The sequence below is a fragment of the Phyllobacterium zundukense genome, from assembly GCF_025452195.1.
In the GTDB taxonomy this organism is placed as follows: domain Bacteria; phylum Pseudomonadota; class Alphaproteobacteria; order Rhizobiales; family Rhizobiaceae; genus Phyllobacterium; species Phyllobacterium zundukense_A.
In genome coordinates this window covers 117,161-142,439 of sequence record NZ_CP104971.1, presented here as the reverse complement: position 1 = coordinate 142,439, position 25,279 = coordinate 117,161, and the positions used below count along the sequence as shown (strand labels likewise).

Here is a 25,279-nt window from a genome sequence, read left to right as displayed (position 1 = left end):
CTCCAGTTTTGAAAGGCTTATGCTTGCACGGCGATCGTTCAGGCCGCTGCAAACAGATGGAGGAACGCGTACGCGGCGAGCCACACAAGCAACATGATTACCGTCATGCCGAGGATGATGTCGGACGCGCGCATGCGTTTTTCTGCTCCCTGTGCCAGCTTGCCGGCGCGGGAGTGAATGTCGAATTGCAGGTATCCGTTACGCATCGCATATTCCTTAGAATGTCTGACCGAGCGTCATCGCGAGATGCTCGACAATCGGTCCGACGGCCAGCGCCGGGAAGAAGGTGAGACCGCCGACGATCAGGATGACACCGACGAGCAGACCAACAAACAGAGGGCCATGCGTTGGGAACGTGCCTGCGGATTCCGGAACGGTCTTCTTTGCTACAAGAGAACCGGCGATCGCCAGGGCTGGGATGATGACAAAGAACCGGCCCAACAGAACCGCAATGCCGATTGTGATGTTGTACCAGGGCGTATTGCCGGAGAGGCCGCCGAACGCCGAACCGTTGTTGGCCGCAGCCGAGGTGTAGGCGTAGAGTATTTCGGAGAAGCCGTGAGGGCCGGCATTGGCAATCGAGGCCGTCGCGGAAGGGAGAACTGAACTGACGGCAGTAAAGCCGAGCATGGCCAAAGGCAGACACAGTACCGCCAGCATGGCCATCTTGACTTCCTTGGCCTCGATCTTCTTGCCGAGATATTCGGGTGTGCGGCCAACCATCAGGCCTGCCACAAAGACCGTAATGACAACAAAAAGAAGAATGCCGTAGAAGCCTGCACCAACGCCGCCGACAATCACTTCGCCCAGCATCATGTTGATCAGCGGGATCATGCCGCCGAGTGCCGTGAAACTGTCATGCATTGAATTAACGGCACCGCAGGACGCGGCCGTCGTGATCACGGCGAACAATGCCGACAGGGCGATACCGAAGCGCGTCTCCTTGCCTTCCATATTGCCGCCGTCGATTCCGAGAGCATGGATCAGCGGATTGCCGGCTGCTTCAGCCCAATAACAAACGATAACGCCAGCAAGAAAAAAAATGCCCATGGTGGCAAAGATGGCCCAACCCTGACGCTCATTTCCGACCATCCGACCAAAGACATTGGTCAGTCCGGCACCGAGGACGAAGATCGTAACCATCTGGATGAGGTTGGAGATAGCGTCGGGATTTTCGAACGGATGCGCCGAATTGGCGTTGAAGAAGCCGCCACCATTGGTGCCGAGCATCTTGATGGCGAGCTGCGAGGCAACCGGGCCGACAGCAATCGTCTGTTTGGCTCCTTCCAGCGTCGTGGCATCGACATAGGCACCAAGCGTTTGTGGAACGCCAAGATAGACATAGACAAGTGTGAGAACAATGCAGAGTGGCAGCAGGATATAGAGGGTACATCTGGTCATATCGACCCAGAAGTTGCCGATCCAGCGGCCCGACGCTCGGGCAAAACCACGGATGAGCGCGATCCCGATGGCAATACCCGTCGCCGCCGAAAGAAAGTTCTGCACCGTCAGGCCAGCCATCTGCACGAGATAGGACATCGTGCTTTCACCGCCATAGTTCTGCCAGTTGGTGTTGGTCATGAAGCTGGCGGCGGTGTTGAACGCCAGTTCGGGGCCGACCGCCGTCATTCCCGCGGGATTGTAGGGGAGCGCCCCCTGGAAGCGCTGCAGAAAATAGAGCAGGAGAAACCCGGCGAGATTGAAGAACAACAGCGCGGCCGTATAGGTGGTCCAATGCTGCTCCTCGCGCTCATTCGTTCCGGAGATGCGATAGAGACATCGCTCGACAGGAACGAGCAAAGGCGAAAGCAACGTGCGATCGCCGTTAAAGACACGCGTCATGTAGCCGCCAACAGGCTTCACGAGCAAAATGATGATCCCGCAATATACGAGGATCTGTATCCAACCGTTGAGAGTCATGGGTATAGCTTTCCGCGCCTGGCGTCAGATGCGATCAGAAGCGCTCCGGGCGCACGAGGGCATAGGTGAGATAGGCGAGGAGGAACAGGGTCACAGCGCCGCCGAGAAGGTAATCGATAGTCATCTGGCACTCCTTCCGGTCAAAGATTGTCGCAGGCTTTGGTGTAGGCCAGCGCCAGGACGAAGAATAAAATGCCTATCCCGAGAACAACAATGTCCATGGAGAAAACTCCTTTTTTAATCCCTGCATAGTGCGCAATTGACCATGCAGACGCGAACGCAAGTGAAACTAATGAGATACCGTGATCGCTCACGCTGACCAGCTTCCAAGATCGCGCGAAGTATGACTCAAAACGGCATAAAAATTCGAGACGGCCCAAATAGGAAAGATATAGGATTCCTATAAAGATTCTGAATTTGCGAACCCGGGCCATTGCCTGCGACATCAGGTATTCGGCCTCGTATAAAAAGGAAAGATATCAAAAAGTTATATGTATATGAGCCCGCGCCTATAAATGAATATTTATTTGACTTAGCCGGTAACTTTGCTCTGCTCGCGATCAAAGGTGAGGTCTCATATGCAACCGGAACTAATCGCGGATCTGGGGAGTCTTTTGGCAGATAACCGTGCCAGAGGCAGGGTTTCCGAACTGCCATTGACACAGATTCTTTCTTTGACCGAAGCTTTCGAAATTCAGTCTATAGCAATCGAAACTTATTCCAGCGATCTGGATGGTTTCGCTTTGGCTGGTACAAGCGAAAGCTCCCAGGTCAGCCTCGCACTTGCCCAACCGATCTTTGCACCAATTGCAAGTAATGCCCATTTTGGAGACGGTCACCGACTATCTCTGGCGCAAGGCGTCCTCGGAGCACAATGTGAATTCGCCTTTATTATCGCTCGCCCCTATCCGGCTCATCATGAACCAATTACGCGAGCCACAGCGGCTGAATGCATTCTTGGCTGTCAGTCTGCCATCGGCATCCTCGGCAGGCGGTCTCACCACGGCGGCCTCAATCACTTTGCTGCCGTTGCGGACTTTGGCCTGCATGTTGCAACCATTTGCGGAACGCTTGACCAAAACGCCAATCTAAATGAATTGGACGCGGTCGAGGTATCCGCTCGATTGGATGGGAACGTTGTGGCGAGCGCTACCGGAAGCTCAATCATGGGACATCCGCTCGAAGCAGTTGTCTGGTTGGCGCAAGAGCTTTCCCGGCACGGCAACCAGCTCAGTACAGGAGATATTGTGACGTCCGGTTCGTGCACGCCGATCGTTCAGGTTTTGCCCGGTCAGCACATGATCGCGGATTTCGGATATCTCGGACAAGTCTCGTGCAGATTCGAATAGCGGGGCATTCATGAGGAACGCGCCGCGCGCTCCTCTGGAAGGGAGATTAAGCAAAATGAACGATCACACTTTACTTCTTCTGGTGGTGGCAGTGGCGCTGATTTTGACTGGCGTGCTCGTACTGTTGCTGAAAAAAATGGAACGAGATGACAAATGATTTCGGCGATGTTTACCAACTGTGGTGACGTTAAGTGAATTTTTTGCGAAAACCTGACGACGAGACTGCATCATCAGTGGCTCGCCCTGCCAGAAATGGCAGGCGCCGCGATCATGATGTGTGTATTGGGTTCGATGATTTACGTATTGCGGAGAGCGAACTTGCCCGGATGGTTTTGACGAAGCATTCGCAACCTATAGCGGTCTGCGACATGTTTGAACGATGTTGATCGGACCTGCGCCGTTTCAGGGCTTCGCGATCTTTCCATCCACCAAATGGATTTGCCGGTCCATGCGTGCGGCCATGTCGACGTCATGGGTCACGGCGATGACGGTCTTGCCGCGCTCGCGTACAAGCGCTTCAAGGATTTGAAAGACCTGATCAGAATTTTTCGTGTCAAGATTGCCGGTCGGTTCGTCGGCCAGAACAATCGGCGGATCATTGGCAAGGGATCGCGCCACGGCAACGCGCTGCCGCTGCCCGCCGGACAGCTGCTCCGGCAGCTTGTCGAGATGGCCTTCCAGCCCCAGGGATTCAAGCAGTTCCGTGGCACGCTCTCGCATCTGCGGTCGCGATAGTCTCCCCAGCTTGCGCATTGGTATTTCGACATTCTCGCGGACCGTAAACTCAGGCAGGAGAAAGTGAAACTGGAAGACAAATCCAAGCGTGGCAAGGCGCGTGCCGGCCCGCTCTGTCTCATTCATCGGTCCGGTATCATTTCCACCAATTTTCAAGGTACCGCTCGTTGGATGGTCGAGAAGGCCAAGCAAATAGAGCAGCGAAGATTTGCCCGAGCCGGACTGACCCGTGACTGCAACGAATTCCTTCTCCATGACGGACAGGGATACATCCTTGACCAGGGTCACCGGCACGGTCTCCGGCAGGATCCGCGTGAGGTTTTCCGCTTCAATCAGCACTGTCATGTCGCCCCCCGGATAATGTCGACAGGATTGAGCTTGGCGGCGCGGCGCGCCGGCAGATAACCCGCAACTGCGGCGGAAGCGAGGGCGAAGCCCGCAGTTAGAAGATAGTGGAGAATACTCCAGGCAATCGGCAGCCTGGTCATCTCCTGACCGGTGGCGGCGAGTTCGAAGCGCACCTGCGCCAGCGCGTAGACGAGCAAGAACCCCAAGAGCCATCCAATGGCAGAACCGGCAGCGCCTATAGCCACACCCTCGATCAGGAACAGCCGCCGCATGTCATGTTCCCGAAACCCCAGCGACTTCAGAATGGCGATGTCACGTGCCTTTTCATGGGTTATCGTGGAGATGATGTTGAAAATGCCAAAGCCGGCAACCAGCATGATGGCGGCGACCACAGTGTACATAATGATATTGCGCACAACGAGCGCCTCGAGGATCGCCTCGTTTGCTTCCTGCCAGGCGACGGCCTTGTATCCGAGTTCGGCTTCCGCTCGGTGTGCAACCGAAGGAGCCGTGTTCGGATCATCAAGCTTGATCCAAATTTCATTGATGGCATTTGCCCGCTCGCTCAGGATCTGTGCGTTCTTGAGAAGAACATAGGCTTCGCCTTCGTCGCGTGCAGTGGTGCCGGTATGGAAGAGCCCGACGATCTTGAAGTTGCGCGACTGCCCGGTCGATGACACCGCCGTGATCGTATCGCCAAGCCCTGCCCCGAGACGCCCCGCCATCGTGTCACCGATGATGATATTGTTGCCGCCGGCCCTGAGGCCGGCGAAGCTGCCCGCCTTGAAATCATCGACGATCGGGGATACACCCTGCTCGATTTCGGGATCGATCCCGATGATCGAAGCGCCGACATCACGGCTTGAATAACGAATGACACCTTGTGTCTTGAGGCTTTGTGCCAGCCGCCCGGGAACCCAACCGTTGAGCCACGTCAGGGCGGCCGTCGGATTGATGATGCCTCGGCGATCATCCCGGGGACGGAGCCCGGAAATGGCAGCGGTATCGAAAACCTCTTCCGCCGGCTGACGCGGCGGTGTCCGATGCTCATCGGTGATCTGGACATGCGGCATAGTGTTGATCAGCAGCTCGACAAAATCGTCCTGACCGCCCTGCATCAGCGCAGCCATGGCAACGGAAAAGCCAACACCCACGGCAACGCCAATGATTGCGACCAGAGTTTGCCGGCCGCGGCCGGCAATGTGCGTAACAGCGAGATCGAGAATAAGCCGCACGTCTCTCACTCCTTTGCAGACGTCACGCGGGCACCATCGGCAATATCTTCCGGAAATGGCGAGATGACGCGTGCATCGGCAGTCAGGCCTGATTGGACTTCGACGTCCTTCATGCCACGAATCCCGGTGACGAGTTCGTGCCGGAAGGCCTTGCCACCATCAACGGTATAAATCGCATTGCCCCGAAGCGCGAGTGACGGGACAGTCAGCGCATTTTCAGCAACGCGAATGACAATATTGACGTCCGTCGACATGCCGATCATCAGCGGCGTGTCGTCGGGCAGCTTGAAACGGACCCGGTAGGTCTTGGTCACCGGATCGCCCTTCGGCGTTATGCTATCGACGGTCGCCTCCAGGTTGCGGTTCGCAAACGCGTCGGAACGCAAGAGCGCGCGCTGGCCAACCTTTACGCGCGGAATGTCTTCCTCGTTGACGTCGGCAACGACAATAAGCGGCGATGGCTGGCCGACCCAGAACAATATGGTTCCAGGTTCGGTGATCTCACCAACCTCTCCATCGTGCCGCAACACTGTTCCGGTGGCCGGAGCTCTCAAAATGTAGCTTTCCAGCTTTGCCTTCTGTCCGGCGACCAGCGCTTCAAGCTGCGCCACCTCGCTGCTGGCCCGGTCGACAGACTGTTGACTGGTGGCGTTGCGTTCGACCAGTACGGCCAGGCGCTGATGATCGTCGCGGGCGAGGCGCAGACGTGCATCGAGCTCTACAAGCGCCGCCTGCGCCTCACTGGTGTCGAGACGGGCCAATATAGCGCCCTGCTCCACGGCTTGGCCCTCACACTCGCATTGCTCGACAATACGTTCGCGCACAAGCGCCGTCACCTTAGCCCAGGTGCGCGGCTCGACCACCCCATTGGCATAGACAATTTCTGCTACATTTCCGCGCTTCGGCATGACTGTCGTGACGGTCTGTGGCCGCTGCATGTACCAGATGCCAGGAGCGGCAATCGCCAAAGCAACAGCAATGGCAATCGATAAACGCGATAATCGCATGATTGAATCTCCGGCGCGGATGGTGTTTACAACTGACTATAGCAATCGACCGACCGTCGGTCTATCATAGAAATGCGAGCTAGAGCGAAAGACCGTTTCCGTCGTCCGCTTGGGAAGATAAAGATTTCAATCAAGTTTATTGAGGAGCCTATTCGTGGTTCGAACCATCAAAGCGCCGAAGATCAGGTTCGCTGAACTTTTGGATTGCGCGCAACGTTTGTTCTTCAGTCGCGGCTACGATAACACGACCGTCAACGACATCATCCGCGAGGCCGGCCTCTCCAAGGGCGCTTTCTATCATTATTTCGATTCGAAGGCGGCATTGCTGGAGGCGCTCGCGGTGCGGATGGCGCGCGACAGCATGACCGATCTCCAACCCGTTCTGGATGATCCCACACTTGATCCGATCAGCCGCCTCAACGGCCTCTTTGCCGGATCGCGACGGTTGAAGATCGAGTATGCCCCGCATATTCGCAATACGTTCGAGGTTATCTTTCGTCCTGAAAACATTGTCCTTTTCCACCGCATGGACCAAGCGGTAACGGCCGTCGTCACCCCCGCGCTCGCGGAGATTCTAAGACAAGGCAACGCGCAGGGCGTTTTCGATGCACCGGATCCCCTCGCCTTCGCTGAGATGCTGCTGCAGTTCCGTTTGAGCCTCGGCGCAGTGATGAACGATGCCCTGCAACAGGCAAAAGCCGGCAATGTCGATGCGGCGGCAGAAGCACTGGAGGAACGGCTGCGCCTTTATGGCCTCGCCATCGACAGGGTTCTCAAACTGCCCGACGGGACGATCGAGATGGCGGAAAAAGGCTTCGCGCGTGCCTTGATCTCGGTGGAATCAAGCTGAGCGAAAACCCCGCTCGCCGTGAAGTGTCCATCGGCCGATTTCATCAATTGGACGCAATGTGGCAAGCAGGCCCCTGCTGCCCATTCATCAGCATCGATCAAACTGAATAATCATTTGGAAAGCGCCATCAGACGTTGACCTGTGTTCCGATTTCCACAACGCGCCCAGTCGGAATCTGGAAATATTCTGTTGCATCGCTCGCGCTATTAGCCAAGGCGATGAACAATTTGTCCTGCCAAAACGGCATGCCTGACTGTGCTGCGGCTTTGAGCGAACGGCGCGAAAGGAAGAAAGAGGTGGTCATGATGTCGAATTTCCAGCCTAGTTTCCGGTAAATGGCCAGTGAACGCGGAATATTCGGCCTTTCCATATAGCCCCAAGGTCATCGTCACACGCTTGAACAGATCATTGTTCAAGGGGCAGCAACCAAATCCAGATAGCGGTGTTTCACAAAGTGAAGCGGGCCAAAGCGAACGACTGTATTCGTTTGTCGAGCGGTCATGGTATCTCGCATCGCAAGATGGCATCGAGGATCGTCAGGAGTTTTCTGGCGGAGGCGATACGAGTGACCATTTTAAGTTTGCCGACCGCAACATGCCTGTGGGCGGAAGCTTGGGATAGCGTAGTTGCGAATGCGTTCCTGCGCTGCGAAATCCGAAGCATGTGCACCGATTATAGAGAGCCATAGAATAATCCGGCACGCTGTTGCAACTGCCGGAGGCGGCTGGATTGATAAGCAGGCTTAAACAGTATTGATTAGATTATAGCTTTTGCCCCACAGAAATCGCTATGTTATGAAATGTTGATGCCACCCTTCCATGTTAGCTCTCAGTCGCCGTTGGCATATCTCCACCCATAGGGGAAAAGCATGTGGAACCTGACGGTTTAATCGACTTCAAACAATTTGTTGTAATGGCTGTATTAATGCTCGGCCGTGACTGGACCCTCGGCAGCTTCCTCGCTCCGTTGAACAAATAGCACCACAGGGTCGGCAAGGGCGTGACGGATTTAGCGCCTCATCTTGCGATTTGCTGCTTTGATCGATTTGCTGATATTCGCTTTCACTATAGCCAGAAGTTGCTTCTTGATCGAGGCCTGGGCCATTGCTTGAGCGCTCGCCCATGTGCCGAACACGTGTCCGCAATCGCGGCAAACGGCCATGGCGTCGTCGGCATCCGATTAGGCCCCAACTACGCCTCTACAGGCAGGGCATTCAAAGCTGCCATTTATTGTGCTGTCTGCCACATTCCCTCCTACTGTTTCCTGGTGAGGCTGACACGCGCTTGCATCTTCGCGGCTGCAGCTGCGCCGGACGGTCCAACCTAGCATCGCTCCCTGTCGCACATGCGAATGCACGGCTAATGAGAAATTTATCATGGTGTTCTTTTGCAGCAACGTTGGAAGCAAAGCTTCCGTGGGACTTTCCCCTGAAACAGCAAACGAGAGCCGACAGAAACTTAACTTCTACGACAAGAACTCCTCGGACAGGACCATCGTCGCGACAATTAATCGCGAGATGCCATAACTTCATAATTATGCGCCAAATTTGAATTTATGTCCTAAATTTCAATTTCCAGCTCGGGCTCGACTGGCTTATTCTCCTGCTGACGCTCTGATCGGCAAGTGCCGCGTGTCACGCCCTTGCCGGTGACGGCGACAAGCGCAGCAAGATTGCGCCAAACACGGCCGACAGCAGCGAACCCAGCAGCACGCCAAGCTTGGTTTCGTCCTGCAGCATGGGTGAATTGGCATAGGCAAGCAAGCCGATGAAAAGGCTCATGGTGAAGCCGATGCCGCAAAGGATCGCCACACCGTATAACTGTAGCCAGGTTGCTCCGGCCGGACGTTCGGCCAGGCGCAGCTTGATTGCAAGCCATGCAAAGGAGAACACACCGATCTGCTTGCCTATGAAAAGGCCGGCCGCCACACCGAGCGGAACCGGGTCGGCGAGATTAGACAATGACACGTTGCCGAACGACACGCCGGCATTGGCAAAACCGAAGATCGGGACGATGAGAAAAACGACCCAGGGCTGAATGGCGTGTTCAAGCGTAAGCAGCGGTGCATCCGATCGCCCCTTGTCGCCACGCATCGGAATAGCAAGGGCAAGCAGCACACCGGCGATGGTCGCGTGGATTCCGGACTTGAACACCAGTATCCACAGGATCAAACCGAGAATGAGAAAGGCCCAAAGCCGCACCACACCCAAAAGGTTCATCGCGATAAGAATGGCGAAGACAGCAGCGGCACCGGCAACAGCGGGAATGTTCAGGCCGTCTGAGTAGAAAAAGGCGATAATGATGACCGCGCCCAGATCATCAATGATGGCGAGCGCCGTCAAAAAAATCTTCAGTGACAGCGGAACGCGCGATCCGAGCAGCGACAGGACGCCGAGCGAAAAGGCAATATCCGTGGCCGACGGGATCGCCCAGCCGCGCAGGGTTTCCCCTTCATTGAGGGCAAGGAAGATCAAAGCTGGTACGACCATGCCGCCAAGCGCCGCAAATCCCGGCAATGCGCGGCGCGACCAGTTCGACAACTGACCATTGACCATCTCCCGCTTGATCTCAAGGCCGACCAGAAGAAAGAATACGGCCATCAACGCATCGTTGACCCAGTGAAGAATGCTCAGGCTGCCGAGATCGGTTTTGAGAAGAGCGAAATAACCTTCCCTCAACGAAGAGTTGGCAACAATCAGCGCCAGAGCAGCAACGGCCATCAGAATGATGCCGCCGGCAGCCTCACTCTCAATGAACGAACGAAAAGACGATGACAGCCGGATTCGACGGGCGGGTTTTATATCCATGGGTCTTGATAGAATCCTGAAATGCAAAATGCTAGCGGTCTTCCAAAGACGAGTTGCACCGACGACCGCTCTTAGCTGTTGGCGAGAGCGCGTTTAATGTCGGAATTCCTGAGAGGGAAACTGGCAAGACTGGGGATAGTTTTGGCTACGCTCTTCTCCCAGTAGACCCAAAGCCCTGGTATGCAAAAGGGTTGTCGCGCCAAATGTTTTTGATTTGACAGTCTGCATCGGGGGGATCACGCTACAGTTTACCTCTCCCCCAGAGGACAGAGGCTCGGTGTTATGCGATTGTCATCACGGATCCATACCGCCGGGCCTCAACTCTTATGTCCGCAAACAAGATTTAGCTGATGGTCGCAATGATCGGCGGCAGAGTCCGTGGGATCCACGGACGACATCGCGTTGTAATGCCGCTTTGCCCTGACGCCGGCATGGACTGCCCTTGTCATCACGTTCGCACATCAGATCACACCTATAATCCGTCTCGCACAAATCAGACATGGCGCGTTAGTAGATGCCATCGCAAGCAATTCGTATTATACTGCGGCGTTCGATTGCAAGGAGGAAATGCGCGTGAAAATCGCCAAGTTTCTCGCTCTCGGAGTGTTTTGCGCCGATCCGATCTCGGCCTATACGCAACCAGCGGAACAAATGAAGACGATGGCCGTGACAGGTGCGCAGTTGTCGGGCGGTATGGCGCGGATCGCAGCCGATATCTGCCAGATCGACCAGGGACGGATCGACGCGTACAAGGAGCGTGCGCGAAGAGCTTATGTCGCGGACGGAAACTTCGGAGGAAACTGGATTATCGGCTGGAGCAACCAACAACAAGCCGTCGATGATGTGCTGAAGCTCAGCGCCAGCAGTCCCGAGGAATACACGCAGACGATTTTCGAAACATGTGCCGAAATGGGCGACGAAATAGGGCCGTAGGCGATGTTCCGTAGCCTGTGCCACCGAGTTCACGACACTGTGGCGACCAACCGCATCAATATTGACATGAAATCACGCATCCCCGCCACTGCCAGTCGCGATCCTGCCAATCACCCTTCACGAACCGCCCCGAGGACTACCGCGCACCAGTCAGGGCTTTCCGCCCAGTAACGGATATCTATCAGGCTGAATGGCTGTTGTTGACCTTCACGAGCTTCGCGACTGTGAAAAAGGGATACACGATTGGCCGATAGCAATTCTTTCATAGGATTCGGTGCAAACGACGATAACGCGGAAAAACGGTCTGCCGTTTGAGCGTGACAAGTCCTTTGTGGCTTTTCATTCGCGGCCTCGTCACCTACACCATGATGGCTAATGAACTTACTGCCCAATCAAACGAGGACGTGTCATTGAGTTCGACCCAGCTGCGCGCCAACGACCCGCAAATTCCAAGTTCCGCCGATGGTTCGCAGGGCCTTCCGCTTCTGGTGCTCGGAGCTTTGGGCGTTGTGTATGGCGATATTGGCACCAGCCCGCTCTACGCCTTTCGCGAGGCCCTGCACGCTGCCGGTTCCCCATCTGTTTCATTCGCCCGCCTCGAGGTCTTGGGTTTGCTCTCGTTGATTGTATGGGCGCTCACCATGGTGGTGACGATAAAATATGTGAGCTTCGTGCTTAAGGCTGACAACAAGGGCGAAGGTGGAACACTGTCACTGACGGCGCTGGCCCGGGAGAGTTTCAGAGGCAGACCTGTGTGGATACTTGTGCTTGGCGTCATAGGAGCGTCGCTGTTTATTGGCGACGCAATTATAACACCCGCGATTTCCGTCCTCTCGGCCGTTGAAGGTCTTGAAGTTGTAGCACCCACTTTGGCTGAATGGGTCGTCACCATCACAGTCGCCATCATCCTTGCGCTTTTTCTCGTGCAGAGATTTGGAACCGAGCGCGTTGCATCCATATTTGGCCCGATAACGGCGCTTTGGTTCCTGGCCCTCGGTGTTTCAGGACTGGTTCATATCGTCGAGCAGCCGTCCGTTCTGGCGGCGGTTAATCCTTACTACGGCGTCAGATTTCTTGTCGTGCACGCGGAAATAGCGATTCCTGTTCTGGGCGCTGTTTTTCTGGCCGTCACTGGTGCCGAAGCGCTCTATGTCGATCTTGGACACTTCGGCCGCAAACCGATCGTCGTCGCCTGGTTCGCTATAGTTTTCCCCTGTCTGCTGTTGAATTATTTCGGGCAAGGAGCATACGTGCTGACAAATCCTGTTTCCGAGCACCCCTTCTTTGAAATGCAGGCTGATTGGACACAATTACCCATGGTCATTCTCGCAACGGCCGCCACCGTTATTGCCAGCCAGGCCGTGATATCGGGGGCCTACTCCCTCATCCGCCAGGCCATGCATCTCAATCTGCTGCCGCGCTTTCATGTGCGTCATACGTCTGAAACGCAGTCTGGTCAGATCTATATGCCGCAGATCAACACGCTGCTTTTGATCTGCGTCGTCGTCCTCATCATCAGTTTCAGAAGCTCCAGTGCGCTCTCTGCAGCATACGGTATCGCGGTTACCGGAGAGATGCTCATCACCGCCGCCCTGCTGTTCGTGGTGATGCGTAGGATCTGGCAGTGGTCTCTGCTGTTCGCTCTGCTTGTCATCATTCCGCTTGCGATCATCGACGTCGGCTTTTTCGTGGCCAACGTTGCGAAATTTGCCCACGGCGGTTGGGTGCCTGTTGTGATCGCACTCAGCGCCGCTTTCTTGATGCAAACCTGGATGGCGGGACGCCGATTACTCATATCGAAAACACGGGCGGATGAAATTCCTTTGAGAACTGTGATCGAAAGCCTGACGAAAAAGCAGCCGCTGACGGTTCCAGGAACGGCAGTCTTCCTCACAAGCGACGTCGAGGGGGCACCAACCGCCCTCCTCCACAGCCTCAAGCACTACAAGGTGTTGCACGAGAAAAACGTGATATTGAGCGTGGTTACATCCTCTTCGCCATTCGTCGCAGACAACGACAAGATATTTTATGAAAGTTTCACGCCGCATTTCAGCCGGGTGATCATCACGTTCGGCTATATGGAGACGCCAAACGTTCCGCGCGCCCTTGTCCTTGCAAAGAAGCTTGGCTGGAAATTCGACATTATGTCGACGTCGTTCTTTTTGTCGCGACGCACGCTGATACCGGCCGCAAAAGGGGGAATGCCATTCTGGCAAGATCGCATTTTTGTAGCGCTCGCCCAAAATGCCAGCAGTGCGACAGACTATTTCCGTCTGCCAACCGGGCGCGTGGTCGAACTGGGGATTCAAACGACAATTTGACTTGCACGCCGCGGGTGCTCGACTGGTCGGTTTCTTCTGCCATCACCAGCAGGTTCGACTGGTAAAGCCACACCCAGGAGCATTCCTGGTCGGACAACAAACTCTACTGCAGGCATGCTACAACCTGTAGATCGCGTATACTGACGCGGGGTTACGTTCACTCCTCGTCATCCCTCGGGCGACAGGGCGGACCGAAAAGACCAAACACTGCCGATACGCCGATGATGACCAGCACATAGATCCACCAGTGGAAAAGAGAGCCCATGCGCGATCAGTAGGACAAACCCCTCGCCTTTGGCAAGATTGCCCAATGCACGCTGCATTGATTACGGCCTCGCCCAAAATTTGTATTGTGGCCGGAAAACGTCGTCGCGTGGGGGCCAAACATGCTCTGATCCACTTCATCCTCGCCTTTTTACACGACTCTCTTCGAGATTTTCCATCGTGGGTTTAATCCGATAAGCCGGCATCACAACAATCTTCATTGAGCCGATGCAGAGTTCTTCAAACGAGTGAATTGACGAATCAGCACAGGCATAATGAGCAGACCGCCAATGAGTGATGAATAGATTTCTGGTACAACAAGAAGGATCGCTGCAATGATGAGCAATGCCTGTTCCCAAATCCTTGTCCTGACCAGCATGAAACCTGACAAAGCGGCACCAAGGCAGCCAATCCCGACGGTGCAGCCGATGAAGGCAACGAAGAACGCGAACCATGTGAAGTTTGCTGTTACAAGAAGCAATGAAGGCGAAAAAACAAAAACAAAAGGCACAAGAACCTTGCCAAGCCCAAGCCGGAATGCCGTATTTCCCGTTCGAAACGGATCTGCACCTGCCATGCCCGCTGCAGCGTAGGCGGCCAGCGCCACCGGCGGGGTAATGTCAGCAAGAACCCCGTAGTAGAAGACAAAGAAGTGCGCGACAATCGGCTCTACGCCGAGAACACCGAGCGCCGGCGCGGCGATCGTCGCCATGATAATGTAGTTCGCAGTCGTCGGAATGCCACATCCCATGAGTATGCAGACCACACCGGTCATGATCAGCGTGAAAAGCAGTGTCAAGGTTTGTGGGGCAAACAGTGCGACCGGCAAGATCGCGCCGACCCATGTCGCCATCTCCGCGGCGGTCGATGTTACAATGAAAGAAATCTTGAACCCGACGCCGGTCAGGGTCACGACGCCGACGACGATGCCGACAGTCGCTGCGGCTGCGCCGACCGCAAGCGCGTACTTTGCGCCGTCGCGCAGACCTTCGAAAACTTCCAATATGGACATTCGTTTGCGCGGGTTGAGCAACCCTACAAGCGCACAAAGGGTGATGCCCCAAAAGGCGGCAAGATAAGGAGTATAGCCAGCAAGCAGAATACCGACCAACACGATCAGCGGAATGACGGTGGGCCAGTCGCGTTTGAATGCCTCCTTGAGGTCCGGCATCTCCTCTGGCCTTAAACCGCGAAGCCCCGTGCGCTTGGCCTCGAAATGGACCTGCACGAGCACCCCGAAAAAGTGCATGAATGCCGGGACGATCGCCGCAAGGATGATTGTCGTGTAGGGTAGGTTGAGAAATTCGATCATCAGAAATGCCGCGGCCCCCATGATCGGCGGGGTGATCTGGCCACCGGTGGATGAGGCGGATTCGACCGCAGCCGCAAAATGGCGTTGATAGCCCAGTCGGATCATTGCCGGAATGGTCAGCGAGCCGACCGTCACCGTGTTGGCAACGGACGAGCCGGAAATCATACCAAAAAGCGCAGAGCCGAAGATCGAGACTTTGGCGGGCCCGCCTGCATAGCGCCCGGCTATCCAGGCAGCGCAGTCGAGGAAAAGTTGTCCGAGGCCTATGCGCGTGGCGAAGACGCCGAAAAGCACAAAATGGAAGACATAGGTCGCGACGACGCCAAGGGCGATGCCGTAGATGCCTTGGGTCGTAAGATACAAGTGATTGACAAGCTGCGGAACGGTGGCGCCGGGGTGAACGAGAATGCCTGGCATGGACGGACCAAAAATCGCATAGGTCATAAAAAGAACCGCGATTATGGGCAGCGGCCACCCAACGGAACGGCGTGTCGCTTCGAGAAGAATGAGGATAAGCAATCCGCCAAGGATCACGTCGGTTTGCGTTGGATTGCCGACGCGGAAGGCAAGATCGTCTAAAGGAATGAGAGGGACGTGAAGGACGGCAACCACGGCGATAGTGGCGAGAAGCCAGTCAATGATCGAAATCCCCAAGGGTCTCAGCAGGCTCGAAATGGCTGGTTGATCATAGCCCTTGCGTGAAAATGGGAATACGAGGAATACCAGACCGAGCACAAATGATAGATGAATGCCACGATGAACCATCTCGGGCAGCAGCCCGAAACCAGCCGTGTAATAGTGAAAGATCGACAGGGCGATCAGCAGGGCACCGACCAGCCTGCCCGCTACCTGTGAAAGGGGCCTGAACCGGATTTCCGAATCGAACCGTTCCTCGAGTTCCCTCGCCTTCGCCTCGTCAAGCTCCATCGGCGACGAAGGCGCATTCTTTACAGATTCAGGGTTCATGCTGGCTCCGTTGCTTGGTGCGATGGCTCTGAAAGCGCAGGCGCGCCTAAGATGGCGCGCCCTGTACCGTCCGGAAATTTTGCCTATTTGCCTATTTTAACACTCCGGCTTCTTTGTAGAAGCGTTCGGCCCCCGGATGCAGGGGGATGCCGAGGCCAGTCGTGGCATTCTTAAGGGTGATAAGCTTGCCTTTGGCATGCCCCGCATCCAGGGCCGCACGCGTGGCATCGTTCCACATGACCTTCGTAATATTGTAGACAAGATCGTCTGGCTGCTTGGCGCTCGTTACCCATTGCGCGGCTACTGATATCGTCGGCGTTTCGCCGACATCCTTGTACGTCCCTGCAGGAACGGTATCCTTGGCAAAAAAGCTGTTGTCGGCAAGGAGTTTATCGGCTTCGGGTCCAGTTAGCGGCACAAGCGAAATGCCGCTTGAGGTCGCAAGTTCCGAAATTGCCCCTGTCGGATAGCCGCCGACGAAGAAATAAGCATCGAGCGCGCCATCGCGCAAGCGGTCCCCTGCGGGTCCCGGTTTGAGGTACTCGGCTTTGATATCCTTTTCGGTAAGGCCATAGGCACCTAGCACGATGCGCGCATCGACGATTGTGCCAGAGCCAGGTTCATCGAGCGAAACTCGCTTGCCTTTGAGGTCCGCCACAGATTTTATTTCTGCGCCCTTACGGGCAACCAGATGGATCGTTTCGGGATAAAGTGTTGCGATCAGCCGCAAATCTTCGACCTTACCTTTGCCTTCATAGAGCCCTGTACCGCTATGCGCCCAATAGGCAACGTCGGATTGAGAGAACCCCGACTCCAGTGCGCCGCCCTGAATCGCGTTGATATTGGCGACGGAACCGTTCGACGAGACTGCCGTTGCCACAAGGCCAGAAACTCCTTTGTCACCGCTGCCGGAAATGGCATTCGCGATTAGACCTCCGATGGGATAGTAGGTTCCAGCAGTCCCTCCAGTTCCGATACGGAAAAACGCCGGTGTCTGCGCGATGGCGAGGCCTGATCCAACTGCCGCGCCAACAATGAGCATTGCGGCTACAAATCGAAAGTTTTTGAAGAATTTCATTGTGTTCCCCTTATCCCTTATTAAGGAGGCAAGGATCGTAACCATGAAAGGGATTGTCAACCTCACGGCGCGAGAAAGCGTTGATCTCTACCGCGCGACTGGCACCCACCACATACCAAACGTCCAACCTTTGCTATTCATATTTGCCGACTGCACGGCATGGCGAAGTGAAAGACATAACGGCAGTCGATTGAAAACCTAGCAGAGAGCTTCATTTGACCAATCGCCGATAACCGTGACAAGCCGATATACCTATTGAGGCGAGGCTGAAAGAGACCGACCAACATGACGCGGGACTGAGAAGCGGCGGTCTTTGTGTTCAGCCGCACAATCCATGGGAAGGGAATCTGTGTCGGCTTTACTCGCGCTATCGAGAACAACGGGCGGCGCCTAGATGGGAGCAGTGCCTTCGCTGCTTGACGGCGAATTCTTCTTCCGGCGAGTGGACGGCATTATCGTGATTGGACTTCCAAATTCGTGGGAGCCACATTTGCCAAGGATATAAATCGGGAATGGGCGGACCAACTATCGTTAGAGGAGGCGAAAATGAAGCACCATGTACTCGAGCAACTGCAGAGCGTCGCCGAGGTCGATCAAGACTATCCGCACCAAGCCATGTCGCGCAACGGACGCCTTGAACGCTGGGCACAGCTCCTCGAACAGAAACCCGAACGGCGCCTCGCGACACTGCCCGAGACCGAGTATCAGCCAGCCAGAGAGCGTACGGCCATGCGCAGCGAGGGTTCGCCGATCTCAGTGGCCTTCGAGGATTCAGTCTTCCGAGCAGGTGGATTGAAAGACGACAGTTACGGTGAAGCGAAGCGATTTTTCGAACTGTCCGACAGACAATTGCACAAGATCACGTGCTACTGTCATTTCGGCGCGACCGTCAGTGCGGCGATCGCAGCCCACTACATTCGCAAGGCAGTTGGCAGGCCAGAGCGCGGTGTGTTCGCATGGCTGCGTAATATAGTCACCGCTTACTTAATCGAGTCTGGTAATCGCCAATCCAGGTCGCTGCTGGAACGTTGAACTGACGACCTCCGTCCACGCTAAGCTCGATCTTGCTGCTTGGGCAAGTGGGAGATCGATAAGCGTCACCATCTTCGGCAACCAATTGTCGCCGAAACAGCTGGGTCCTGCCACGCGACCGCCTCTTCCCACATGACGCTGGATTTCGACTTCGGTCGGCGGCATCTGTTTCGGAAAGTGACGACTACGAAAGGCCGTGCCACGATCGGCAGCTCGACTGAAATCCTGGCAGAGAGCTTCATTTGACCAATCGCCGATAACGTGACAAGCCGATATATCTATTAAGTCGAGGCTGAAAGAGACCGACCACCATACCGCGGGACGGAGAAGCGGCGGTCTTTGTGTTCAGCCGCATAATCCATGGGGAGGGAATCTGTGTCGGCTTTACTCGCGCTATCGAGAACAATTGATCGTATCAACGAATTCATCGGACGTTATGTAGCTTGGCTTATTTTTTTGGCGGTCATCGTCAGCGCCGGCAATGCGGTCATTCGCAAGACGTTCAATATGTCCTCGAATTCCTGGCTGGAACTGCAGTGGTACCTTTTCGGGGGCGCCTTTATGCTCGCAGCCGCATATACGCTACACCAGAACGAACATATTCGTATTGACATTGTCTATGGAGCTTTTTCCCGTCGCGTTCAGCACTGGATCGATCTGTTCGGACATGTGGCATTTCTCATGCCATTCGTCATTCTGATGATTTCCTACTTCATCCCTTACGTCAGGCTTTCCTATGATAGTGGCGAGGTTTCTTCCAGCGCAGGTGGCTTGATCCTGTGGCCGGCCAAACTCGTCCTACTGATTGGCTTTCTCCTCCTCGGCATACAAGGGATTTCAGAGATTATTAAGAAAGTTGCCGTGATCCGCGGAGATATACCGGACCCTAACCCCCCGATGTCCCTTGAGGAAATTGCGGAACAGGAAGTGGCTTTTGCGGAGGCGCGCAATGATTGAGTTTATTGCGCAAAACATGGCGCCAATTATGTTCGCTTCCCTGATCATCTTCATGTTGATCGGTTACCCGGTGGCCTTTGCCCTTGCGGCCAACGGCTTGCTGTTCTTTTTCGCGGGCGTCCAACTGGCACCGTATTCTAACGGGAGCATCACGCTCTCCTGGCCCTTGCTTTATGCGTTGCCCGAACGCTTCTGGGGCACAATGTCCAATGAAACTCTTCTTGCCATTCCTTTCTTCACTTTCATGGGTATAGTCCTCGAGCGCTCCGGCATGGCAGAAGACCTGCTCGATACGATTGGCCAACTGTTTGGACCGGTCCGGGGTGGCTTGGCCTATGCCGTTGTTTTCGTTGGGGCGCTTCTTGCGGCGACCACTGGCGTGGTCGCTGCGTCCGTGATCGCAATGGGCCTGATATCGCTACCTATCATGTTGCGTTACGGGTATGACCGCCGCGTTGCATCCGGGGTTATTGCGGCCTCTGGAACTTTGGCCCAGATCATCCCGCCGTCTCTGGTTCTGATCGTTCTCGCCGACCAGCTGGGCCGTTCGGTCGGAGATATGTATCACGGTGCACTTATTCCCGGTCTTGTTCTGACCGGCCTCTATGTTGGCTATATCTTCCTAATGACGTTCTGGAAGCGGGATTCCATGCCCGCCCTTCCTATCGAAGCCCGCACTTTGGGCTCTGGCATTGCCTCACTCATCGTCACACTCGTCATCGCCGGTGCTGGTGCCTATGGAGCCAGTCTTCTGCTTGCGACTTTCGCCGGATCAAACGCCGATATTTGGGGCGCAACGCTTGCAACTGTCCTCATCTATGGGTTTGCTCTTGCTGACCGGTCTTTCGGACTTAACCTGATGTCCCGCTTGGCCCAGCAAGTCATCATCGTCATGATACCGCCCCTTGCCTTGATCTTTCTCGTTCTCGGGACAATTTTCCTCGGCATTGCAACACCGACCGAAGGTGGTGCAATGGGTGCGGTGGGTGCTTTGATCATGGCCGCCTCAAAAGGGCGGCTCAGCTTGAGCGTCATAAGTCAAGCGTTAGCCTCCACAACACGGCTGTCGTCATTTGTGATGTTTATCCTGCTAGGAGCGCGCGTCTTCTCGTTGACCTTTTATGGCGTAAACGGTCACGTGTGGGTTGAGCATCTGCTTATCGGGCTACCCGGTGGTGAGGTCGGGTTTCTTGTCGTCGTCAATGTGCTGGTATTTTTCCTGGCCTTCTTCCTCGATTTCTTCGAGCTCGCCTTTATAATCGTGCCTCTGCTCGCGCCTGCTGCCGACAAACTTGGGATCGATTTGATCTGGTTCGGCATTCTGCTTGGCATCAACATGCAAACGAGCTTCATGCACCCGCCGTTCGGTTTCGCCCTGTTCTATCTGCGGTCCGTCGCAGCAAAGGTGCCTTATCTCGACAAAATAACTGGAAAGAAAATTCAGCCCGTCACCACCGGCCAAATTTATTGGGGCGCTGTACCCTTCGTCTGCATCCAGGTGATAATGATAGGATTGACGATCGCATTTCCGCAAATGGTAATGCACTACAAAGGCTCGGGTCCCGTGGTCGATCCGGCAACAATGAAGATCGAAATACCAGGTTTCGACCCAGGCGATGGTCTGGGTGGCGGATTGGGAAGAGGCCTTGGTGGCGGAGCTGGTAACGATTTGAGTTCACCACCCTTCGGCAAGCGTCCATCCGATCCCTCGGTACCCGCGCCGCCGGCGCTAAACCTAAACGAGCCGCCGAAAATGTAGTGCCCGCTAACCTTCAGGCTACAACACTGGCGGCTTCTGAACGTCCAGGAATTGTGCTGTGGAATATGAAGCGACGCCGAGTGTTGGCACACCTGGTCAATTTTCACCGATTTCGATTGTAGCGCAGATGCAAGCGAGCAGACCAACCACCAGCGGCAAAAGTTGTATGGATGTGAAGCTGCAGTATGTGGCGAATTCGCAGGATGGCTGTGAAAAAGTTTGAGTTGACGGCATTCAATGGTGAGGCGACACTTGCAAGCCATAGCAATTCAAAAGGAAAACGATGGACGACCCAAACCGCTGGCGCCAAATGGCGAGCGCCGAAAGATGGCAGTCAGAATCCTTGTAACAATCCGCCCATCCGAACAGGGGCCGGCCGAAGTTGATCTCGCTTATTGGTCTAATGGCGACCAGTTCGGCGCCGAAGGTTGGCGCGCCTCTGATTCGTCACCCGGCCGTATCGTCGAATATGCCGAGCCGGAATTAAAATGCTGGATGCCGATGCCCTCTGCCAATCTGGATCGTACTTCTATGCCCCCACCTTGGGAAGGCGAGGACACCAAGCACCTTGACGGTTCAGGAATTTAAGCACGCGCGTCGATGCGATGGCTGCTTTGCGCCCGCATGTCAGTCATTCCTAAAATCACGCCGATTGACCAAAAGCGGACATCGCATTGCAGAGGAATCGGCAGCATAGATTCAAGAGAGGACAGCTTGCGCAGACTTCGCGAAGAAGCTCGCCCCCTGGCCTACCTCGGGCGGCCGCACAGTGACGTAGGCACCCTGGGCCAGAATTGAGATCATAATCTGAAATGGCTCAGCCGGACTTTTCATCACACCCTAACGAAGTACCTTTTCGAGCTACACGACCTCCGCACGACAAGATCCGTATGCAGCATGCGCCGACTGCGCCGCTGGCCTTGCGGAAATCCTTTCGAGCAGAAATTGCGTGCCCAAGCTACCAACGGTATCGGCTGACTGTTTCAAACTCTAACCTGATGACATCAGCCGGGAATACGGGCGATCACCTTGATCTCGAAGTCGAACCCCGCGAGCCAGTTGACGCCAATCGCGGTCCAATTCGGATAAGGCGCTGCCGGGAAGACTTCGCTTTTAACGGTCATGATTGTGCCGAACTGATTTTCGGGATCGGTATGAAAGGTCGTCACGTCGACGATGTCGTCAAGCCCGCATCCACCCGCTTGCAGGGTGGCCTCGAGATTAGCGAATGCCAGACGGACCTGAGCCTCGAAGTCCGGCTCGGGCGAGCCGTCGCTGCGACTGCCGACCTGACCGGACACGAACAGGAGATCACCTGATCTGATCGCCGCGGAATAGGTCTGTGAGGTGTAGAGGTCATGCCGACCGGCGGGGAAAACGGCGTCACGCTGGGCCATATGGAATTCTCCTGTTGTGGGTTGCTGGAAAGGGTGCCGACGAATCAATGTCCGTCGCGTAATCTCTTGGTGCGGCGCACTATCCGTCAGACGCGCGCCTCTCGCTTGAAGAAGTAATGCAGCACGAAGTGCGCTGGAGAGACGACCGCGACGAGCTCTGTCCTTCAGCCCCCAGCTTCCCAAGATCGCCGGAATCCAAGGTTCTTTCGATCACTAGATATTCCCATTGCATTGTTCATTCTCCAATTGATCCTGAGCATATCTTTAGCAGCGTCGAGTACGATCCGCGGGTTCAACTGGTCGCAACGGCCATTGACGGCAAGACCACCGCTTTCGTACCGACGGGAACTCGGTTGTAGAGGTCCATGATGTCCTGATTCAGGAGGCGGATACAGCCGGACGACACCTTGGTTCCGATGGTCCACGGCTCGACCGTGCCGTGAAGACGGTAGTAGGTGTCCTGGTTATCCCGGTAGAGATAGAGCGCGCGTGGTCCGAGAGGGTTTGCCGTACCGCCCGGAAGGCCCTCCTTCAGCGGTCCATATCGTTCCGGATCGCGAGCGATCATGTCAGGCGTGGGTCGCCAACCTGGCCATTTAGCCTTACGTGCGATCGTAGCTTCGCCCTGGAAGTTGAAGGCCTCGATCTTGCCGACGCCAACGCCGTACCGTATCGCCTTGCCGTTCTCCAGGACGAGGTAGCAAAACCTTTCGTTCGGATCGACGACGATCGTGCCGGGCTTCTCGTTCGTCGGGTAGGCGACCTGTTGCCGGTAGAAACGTGGCTTCACCTTCTTCAGGTCGACAGGAGGAACTGGAAATGGCTCAGTGTCGATGGCCGCATACATCGTCAGATAGTACGGATCGTTGGCAGGTGACTTCGGCGTCATTTCCTGAGGCTGTTGCGTCGCGCAGCCTCCCAGTACCATTGGCAATCCAACAACAAACGAGCGCCTGCTTATCGACATTTTTACTTCAGTCCCACGACAGATACATGTGGGAGGCATAAAGCCTGTGGCGCGGGTCGCGTCTACCCGTTATGGTGTGATAGATACTATAACCAGAGGATATAAATGGACGTCAATCTCGCCCTTCGAGCCTTCGTCAGGACCGTTGAAAAGGGGTCGGTGACAGGTGCAGCACGCGATCTCGGTATTTCGCAGCCGGCGGTGACGAAGCATCTCCGCAACCTCGAACGCCACGTCAACGCGCGGTTGCTGGAGCGCACGACGCGCGCAGTCCGGCCGACCGCGCATGGAATGAGGCTTTACGAGGTGAGCCGTAATGCGCTTGCTTCGATCGAGGCAGCGATGGAAGGTGTCCGCCACGACATGGGTGAGATCGAAGGTGCTCTTCGCATCCATGCCCCATCCTGCATTGGTGCACAACATCTTCATGGCATGGTGATGGAGTTCCAGAACGAGCATCGGCGGTCACGGTCGATCTCGTGCTCGACAACCGCCAAGTCGATTTGATCTATGAGAATTTCGATCTCGCCGTTCAATACGACAAGCCGGAACAGCAGGAGCTGATCATCCGCCGGTTCGGATCGATCCGGCGCATTCTCGTCGCGTCGCCGGACTTTCTGAAACGTGTCGGGCCGATCGACAGTTTTGATCGCTTGTCGCAGGTGGACATGGTCACCAACACGACAATCCTGTCGCCGCGAGATACGCTCACACTATGCAAAGAGGGGGCCATGACCGAGATTGCCATTCGCCCATCGCTCAGAACCAACAACGCGCAGGTGATAATAAACAGCCTGAAGTCAGGGCACGGTGCAGGTCCTGTCCAGGTAATCCTCGTCTCGAAAGAGCTGGCCGATGGACGTCTGGTGCGCATATTGCCGGAATACGAGGTCAGGCCGACGGACGCATACTTGACCTATCCATCGACGAGATTCATGCGCCCTGTTGTGCGAGCCTCTGCCGACTTTGTGGTTCCGAAATTGCGTAATGTCGAAGGCATCGACTGAATTTTGACAGACCGGCATCAGGGGCGAGCGTTAGCGCGACCGCCGGTACGAGCATCCCAACCCAGCATCGCGGTCTGAGCCACGGCCTCCAGTTCGGCGCGGCTCGTTCCATCGCGTGCCAAGATCGACATCCCGCTCTGAACGGTTTGGACAAAACGGGCCAGTGCATGGACATCGACTGAGGCATGAAGCTCACCCTCCACCACGGCTCGGGCCAAGCGTGCCTTCAGGCGCTCGAGCGGGGCGGCACGCTCTGAGCGCACAAGTTCACAGAGTTCCGAATGACCTTCGCTGCCGACTGACGAGAGTGTCACCATGCAGCCTTGGGGCATACCATCAAAAGATCCGGTCAGTGCGGCGGCTGAATCCATCAAATAGGATCTCGACCGCTTCGCGCACTGTCGCCGCAGCCTCGAAACGAGCCCAAGAGAAGCGTTCGTAACTCGCTACATAGTAATGCAACGCCTCGACATAGAGCGCCTCCTTCGAGCCGAATGCTGCGTATAGGCTGGGCGCACCGATGCCCATCACCTCAGTAAGGTCGGCGATTGAAGTCGCCTCGAACCCCTTCATCCAGAACAGACGCGTTGCCTGCGCCAAGGCTGCTTCTCGGTTGAACGAGCGCGGCCGCCCACGACCGCAACCACCCAGGGCATCCAGGCATTTCTGCCGCGCGATTTTCAGTTTCGCCCCGTCATGGGTTGGCCAGCTCATCAGCAGCCCTCGGCCGCTTCCGGGACCGATGCAATGGTGCGACGTTGGCCGGCGTGGTCGGATCGGATCGTCACGGATGGAAAAGGCATGCTCGTCCTTCGCGGCAAAGGCGGTTGTTCGAACGGTGTTGCAACAGCCATATTTCAGTCTCGCCGCGGGAAATCAACTTCTCCATAATCTATAGTCCTTCCCCAGGATTAATTTTCGCCCTTTGACTGGCCGATTTCATCGACATGGCTCTGGATACTGAGCCGATCCAGCGAGGCAAGCGGCAGATTGATAAAAATCTTCAGCCGCCGGTCGAGTTCCGCCATTGTCCGGG

At 55.6% G+C, this 25,279-nt stretch carries 21 protein-coding genes and 3 pseudogenes; 10 read left to right on the top strand and 14 right to left on the bottom strand.

The genetic code is table 11. The features are described 5' to 3' along the window. Positions 1-38 precede the first annotated feature (38 nt). From N8E88_RS05125 to N8E88_RS05110, 4 genes are read right to left on the bottom strand one after another with little or no spacing between them, the layout of a single operon-like run. Entirely contained in the window at positions 39-206 is a 168-nt protein-coding gene (locus tag N8E88_RS05125) for a hypothetical protein (protein ID WP_262291439.1), read from the bottom strand. Positions 207-216: 10 nt separating this feature from the next. After that, the gene (gene kdpA / locus N8E88_RS05120; protein WP_262291438.1) at positions 217-1,920 is read right to left on the bottom strand and encodes a potassium-transporting ATPase subunit KdpA; all 1,704 of its coding nucleotides are present in this window, start codon (positions 1,918-1,920) and stop codon (positions 217-219) included. Positions 1,921-1,954: 34 nt separating this feature from the next. After that, complete coding sequence (locus N8E88_RS05115) at positions 1,955-2,044, bottom strand: K(+)-transporting ATPase subunit F (RefSeq protein ID WP_262291437.1); 90 nt, start codon at positions 2,042-2,044, stop codon at positions 1,955-1,957. Between the two features lie 16 nt (positions 2,045-2,060). After that, positions 2,061-2,234 carry a hypothetical protein gene (locus N8E88_RS05110; RefSeq protein WP_262291436.1) on the bottom strand — a complete coding sequence of 58 codons (174 nt, stop codon included), beginning with the start codon at positions 2,232-2,234 and terminating at the stop codon, positions 2,061-2,063. Positions 2,235-2,534: 300 nt separating this feature from the next. Here N8E88_RS05110 and N8E88_RS05105 point away from each other — a divergent pair, with 300 nt between their 5' ends. Beyond that, on the top strand, positions 2,535-3,269 hold the full coding sequence (locus tag N8E88_RS05105; RefSeq protein WP_262291435.1) for a 2-keto-4-pentenoate hydratase: 735 nt from the start codon (positions 2,535-2,537) through the stop codon (positions 3,267-3,269). 402 nt (positions 3,270-3,671) lie between these two features. Here N8E88_RS05105 and N8E88_RS05100 read toward each other — a convergent pair whose 3' ends face one another. The 3 genes from N8E88_RS05100 to N8E88_RS05090 are packed head-to-tail and all read right to left on the bottom strand — an operon-like array spanning position 3,672 to position 6,594. Continuing rightward, positions 3,672-4,349: an ABC transporter ATP-binding protein gene (locus N8E88_RS05100; RefSeq protein WP_262291434.1), complete on the bottom strand. Its 678-nt coding sequence runs from the start codon at positions 4,347-4,349 to the stop codon at positions 3,672-3,674. After that, positions 4,346-5,587: an ABC transporter permease gene (locus N8E88_RS05095; protein ID WP_262291433.1), complete on the bottom strand. Its 1,242-nt coding sequence runs from the start codon at positions 5,585-5,587 to the stop codon at positions 4,346-4,348. The genes N8E88_RS05100 and N8E88_RS05095 overlap by 4 nt, the downstream gene beginning before the upstream one ends. Before the next feature lie 5 nt (positions 5,588-5,592). After that, entirely contained in the window at positions 5,593-6,594 is a 1,002-nt protein-coding gene (locus N8E88_RS05090) for an efflux RND transporter periplasmic adaptor subunit (protein WP_262291432.1), read from the bottom strand. A 154-nt stretch (positions 6,595-6,748) separates the two neighbouring features. Between N8E88_RS05090 and N8E88_RS05085 the strand changes: the two genes are divergently transcribed. Continuing rightward, positions 6,749-7,444, top strand: coding sequence for a TetR/AcrR family transcriptional regulator (locus N8E88_RS05085; protein ID WP_262291431.1), 696 nt, complete (start codon positions 6,749-6,751; stop codon positions 7,442-7,444). A gap of 127 nt (positions 7,445-7,571) precedes the next feature. Here the strand turns inward: N8E88_RS05085 and N8E88_RS05080 are convergent. Together N8E88_RS05080 and nhaA are read right to left on the bottom strand one after the other, a co-directional pair. Beyond that, positions 7,572-7,854 (bottom strand): annotated as a pseudogene (locus tag N8E88_RS05080) (KUP/HAK/KT family potassium transporter); the annotation flags it as partial. Positions 7,855-9,077: 1,223 nt separating this feature from the next. After that, positions 9,078-10,250, bottom strand: a complete 1,173-nt coding sequence (nhaA, locus tag N8E88_RS05075; RefSeq protein ID WP_262291430.1) for a Na+/H+ antiporter NhaA — start codon at positions 10,248-10,250, stop codon at positions 9,078-9,080. A gap of 573 nt (positions 10,251-10,823) precedes the next feature. Here nhaA and N8E88_RS05070 point away from each other — a divergent pair. Further along, entirely contained in the window at positions 10,824-11,183 is a 360-nt protein-coding gene (locus tag N8E88_RS05070; RefSeq protein ID WP_262291429.1) for a hypothetical protein, read from the top strand. A gap of 410 nt (positions 11,184-11,593) precedes the next feature. Beyond that, positions 11,594-13,504 (top strand): potassium transporter Kup, encoded by a 1,911-nt coding sequence (locus N8E88_RS05065; protein ID WP_262291428.1) that lies wholly within the window; start codon positions 11,594-11,596, stop codon positions 13,502-13,504. Between the two features lie 481 nt (positions 13,505-13,985). On the opposite strand, the gene N8E88_RS05060 is transcribed toward N8E88_RS05065, so the two are convergent. Together N8E88_RS05060 and N8E88_RS05055 are read right to left on the bottom strand one after the other, a co-directional pair. Beyond that, positions 13,986-16,046, bottom strand: a complete 2,061-nt coding sequence (locus N8E88_RS05060; RefSeq protein WP_262291427.1) for a TRAP transporter permease — start codon at positions 16,044-16,046, stop codon at positions 13,986-13,988. Between the two features lie 91 nt (positions 16,047-16,137). Beyond that, positions 16,138-17,124, bottom strand: a complete 987-nt coding sequence (locus N8E88_RS05055; RefSeq protein ID WP_262291426.1) for a TAXI family TRAP transporter solute-binding subunit — start codon at positions 17,122-17,124, stop codon at positions 16,138-16,140. Positions 17,125-17,670: 546 nt separating this feature from the next. Between N8E88_RS05055 and N8E88_RS05050 the strand changes: the two genes are divergently transcribed. The 4 genes and pseudogenes from N8E88_RS05050 (at position 17,671) to N8E88_RS05035 (ending at position 21,460) form a co-directional block, all read left to right on the top strand. Next, complete coding sequence (locus tag N8E88_RS05050) at positions 17,671-18,156, top strand: hypothetical protein (RefSeq protein WP_262291425.1); 486 nt, start codon at positions 17,671-17,673, stop codon at positions 18,154-18,156. A gap of 375 nt (positions 18,157-18,531) precedes the next feature. Further along, positions 18,532-19,113: a TRAP transporter small permease subunit gene (locus tag N8E88_RS05045; RefSeq protein ID WP_262291424.1), complete on the top strand. Its 582-nt coding sequence runs from the start codon at positions 18,532-18,534 to the stop codon at positions 19,111-19,113. After that, on the top strand, positions 19,106-20,872 hold the full coding sequence (locus tag N8E88_RS05040) for a TRAP transporter large permease (RefSeq protein WP_262291423.1): 1,767 nt from the start codon (positions 19,106-19,108) through the stop codon (positions 20,870-20,872). Before N8E88_RS05045 ends, N8E88_RS05040 begins: the two co-directional genes overlap by 8 nt. Positions 20,873-21,155: 283 nt before the next feature. Further along, positions 21,156-21,460 (top strand): annotated as a pseudogene (locus N8E88_RS05035) (hypothetical protein). Positions 21,461-21,876: 416 nt separating this feature from the next. On the opposite strand, the gene N8E88_RS05030 reads toward N8E88_RS05035, so the two are convergent. After that, the gene (locus tag N8E88_RS05030) at positions 21,877-22,269 is read right to left on the bottom strand and encodes a RidA family protein (protein ID WP_262291422.1); all 393 of its coding nucleotides are present in this window, start codon (positions 22,267-22,269) and stop codon (positions 21,877-21,879) included. Between the two features lie 292 nt (positions 22,270-22,561). Then, positions 22,562-23,236, bottom strand: a complete 675-nt coding sequence (locus tag N8E88_RS05025; RefSeq protein WP_262291421.1) for a L,D-transpeptidase — start codon at positions 23,234-23,236, stop codon at positions 22,562-22,564. Between the two features lie 105 nt (positions 23,237-23,341). Between N8E88_RS05025 and N8E88_RS31485 the strand changes: the two genes are divergently transcribed. Together N8E88_RS31485 and N8E88_RS31480 are read left to right on the top strand one after the other, a co-directional pair. Next, positions 23,342-23,743, top strand: a complete 402-nt coding sequence (locus N8E88_RS31485; protein WP_315975210.1) for a LysR family transcriptional regulator — start codon at positions 23,342-23,344, stop codon at positions 23,741-23,743. Continuing rightward, entirely contained in the window at positions 23,716-24,243 is a 528-nt protein-coding gene (locus tag N8E88_RS31480) for a substrate binding domain-containing protein (protein WP_315975209.1), read from the top strand. Before N8E88_RS31485 ends, N8E88_RS31480 begins: the two co-directional genes overlap by 28 nt. Positions 24,244-24,260: 17 nt before the next feature. Here N8E88_RS31480 and N8E88_RS05015 read toward each other — a convergent pair. Further along, positions 24,261-24,957, bottom strand: a pseudogene (locus N8E88_RS05015) (TetR/AcrR family transcriptional regulator). Between the last annotated feature and the right edge of the window lie 322 nt (positions 24,958-25,279).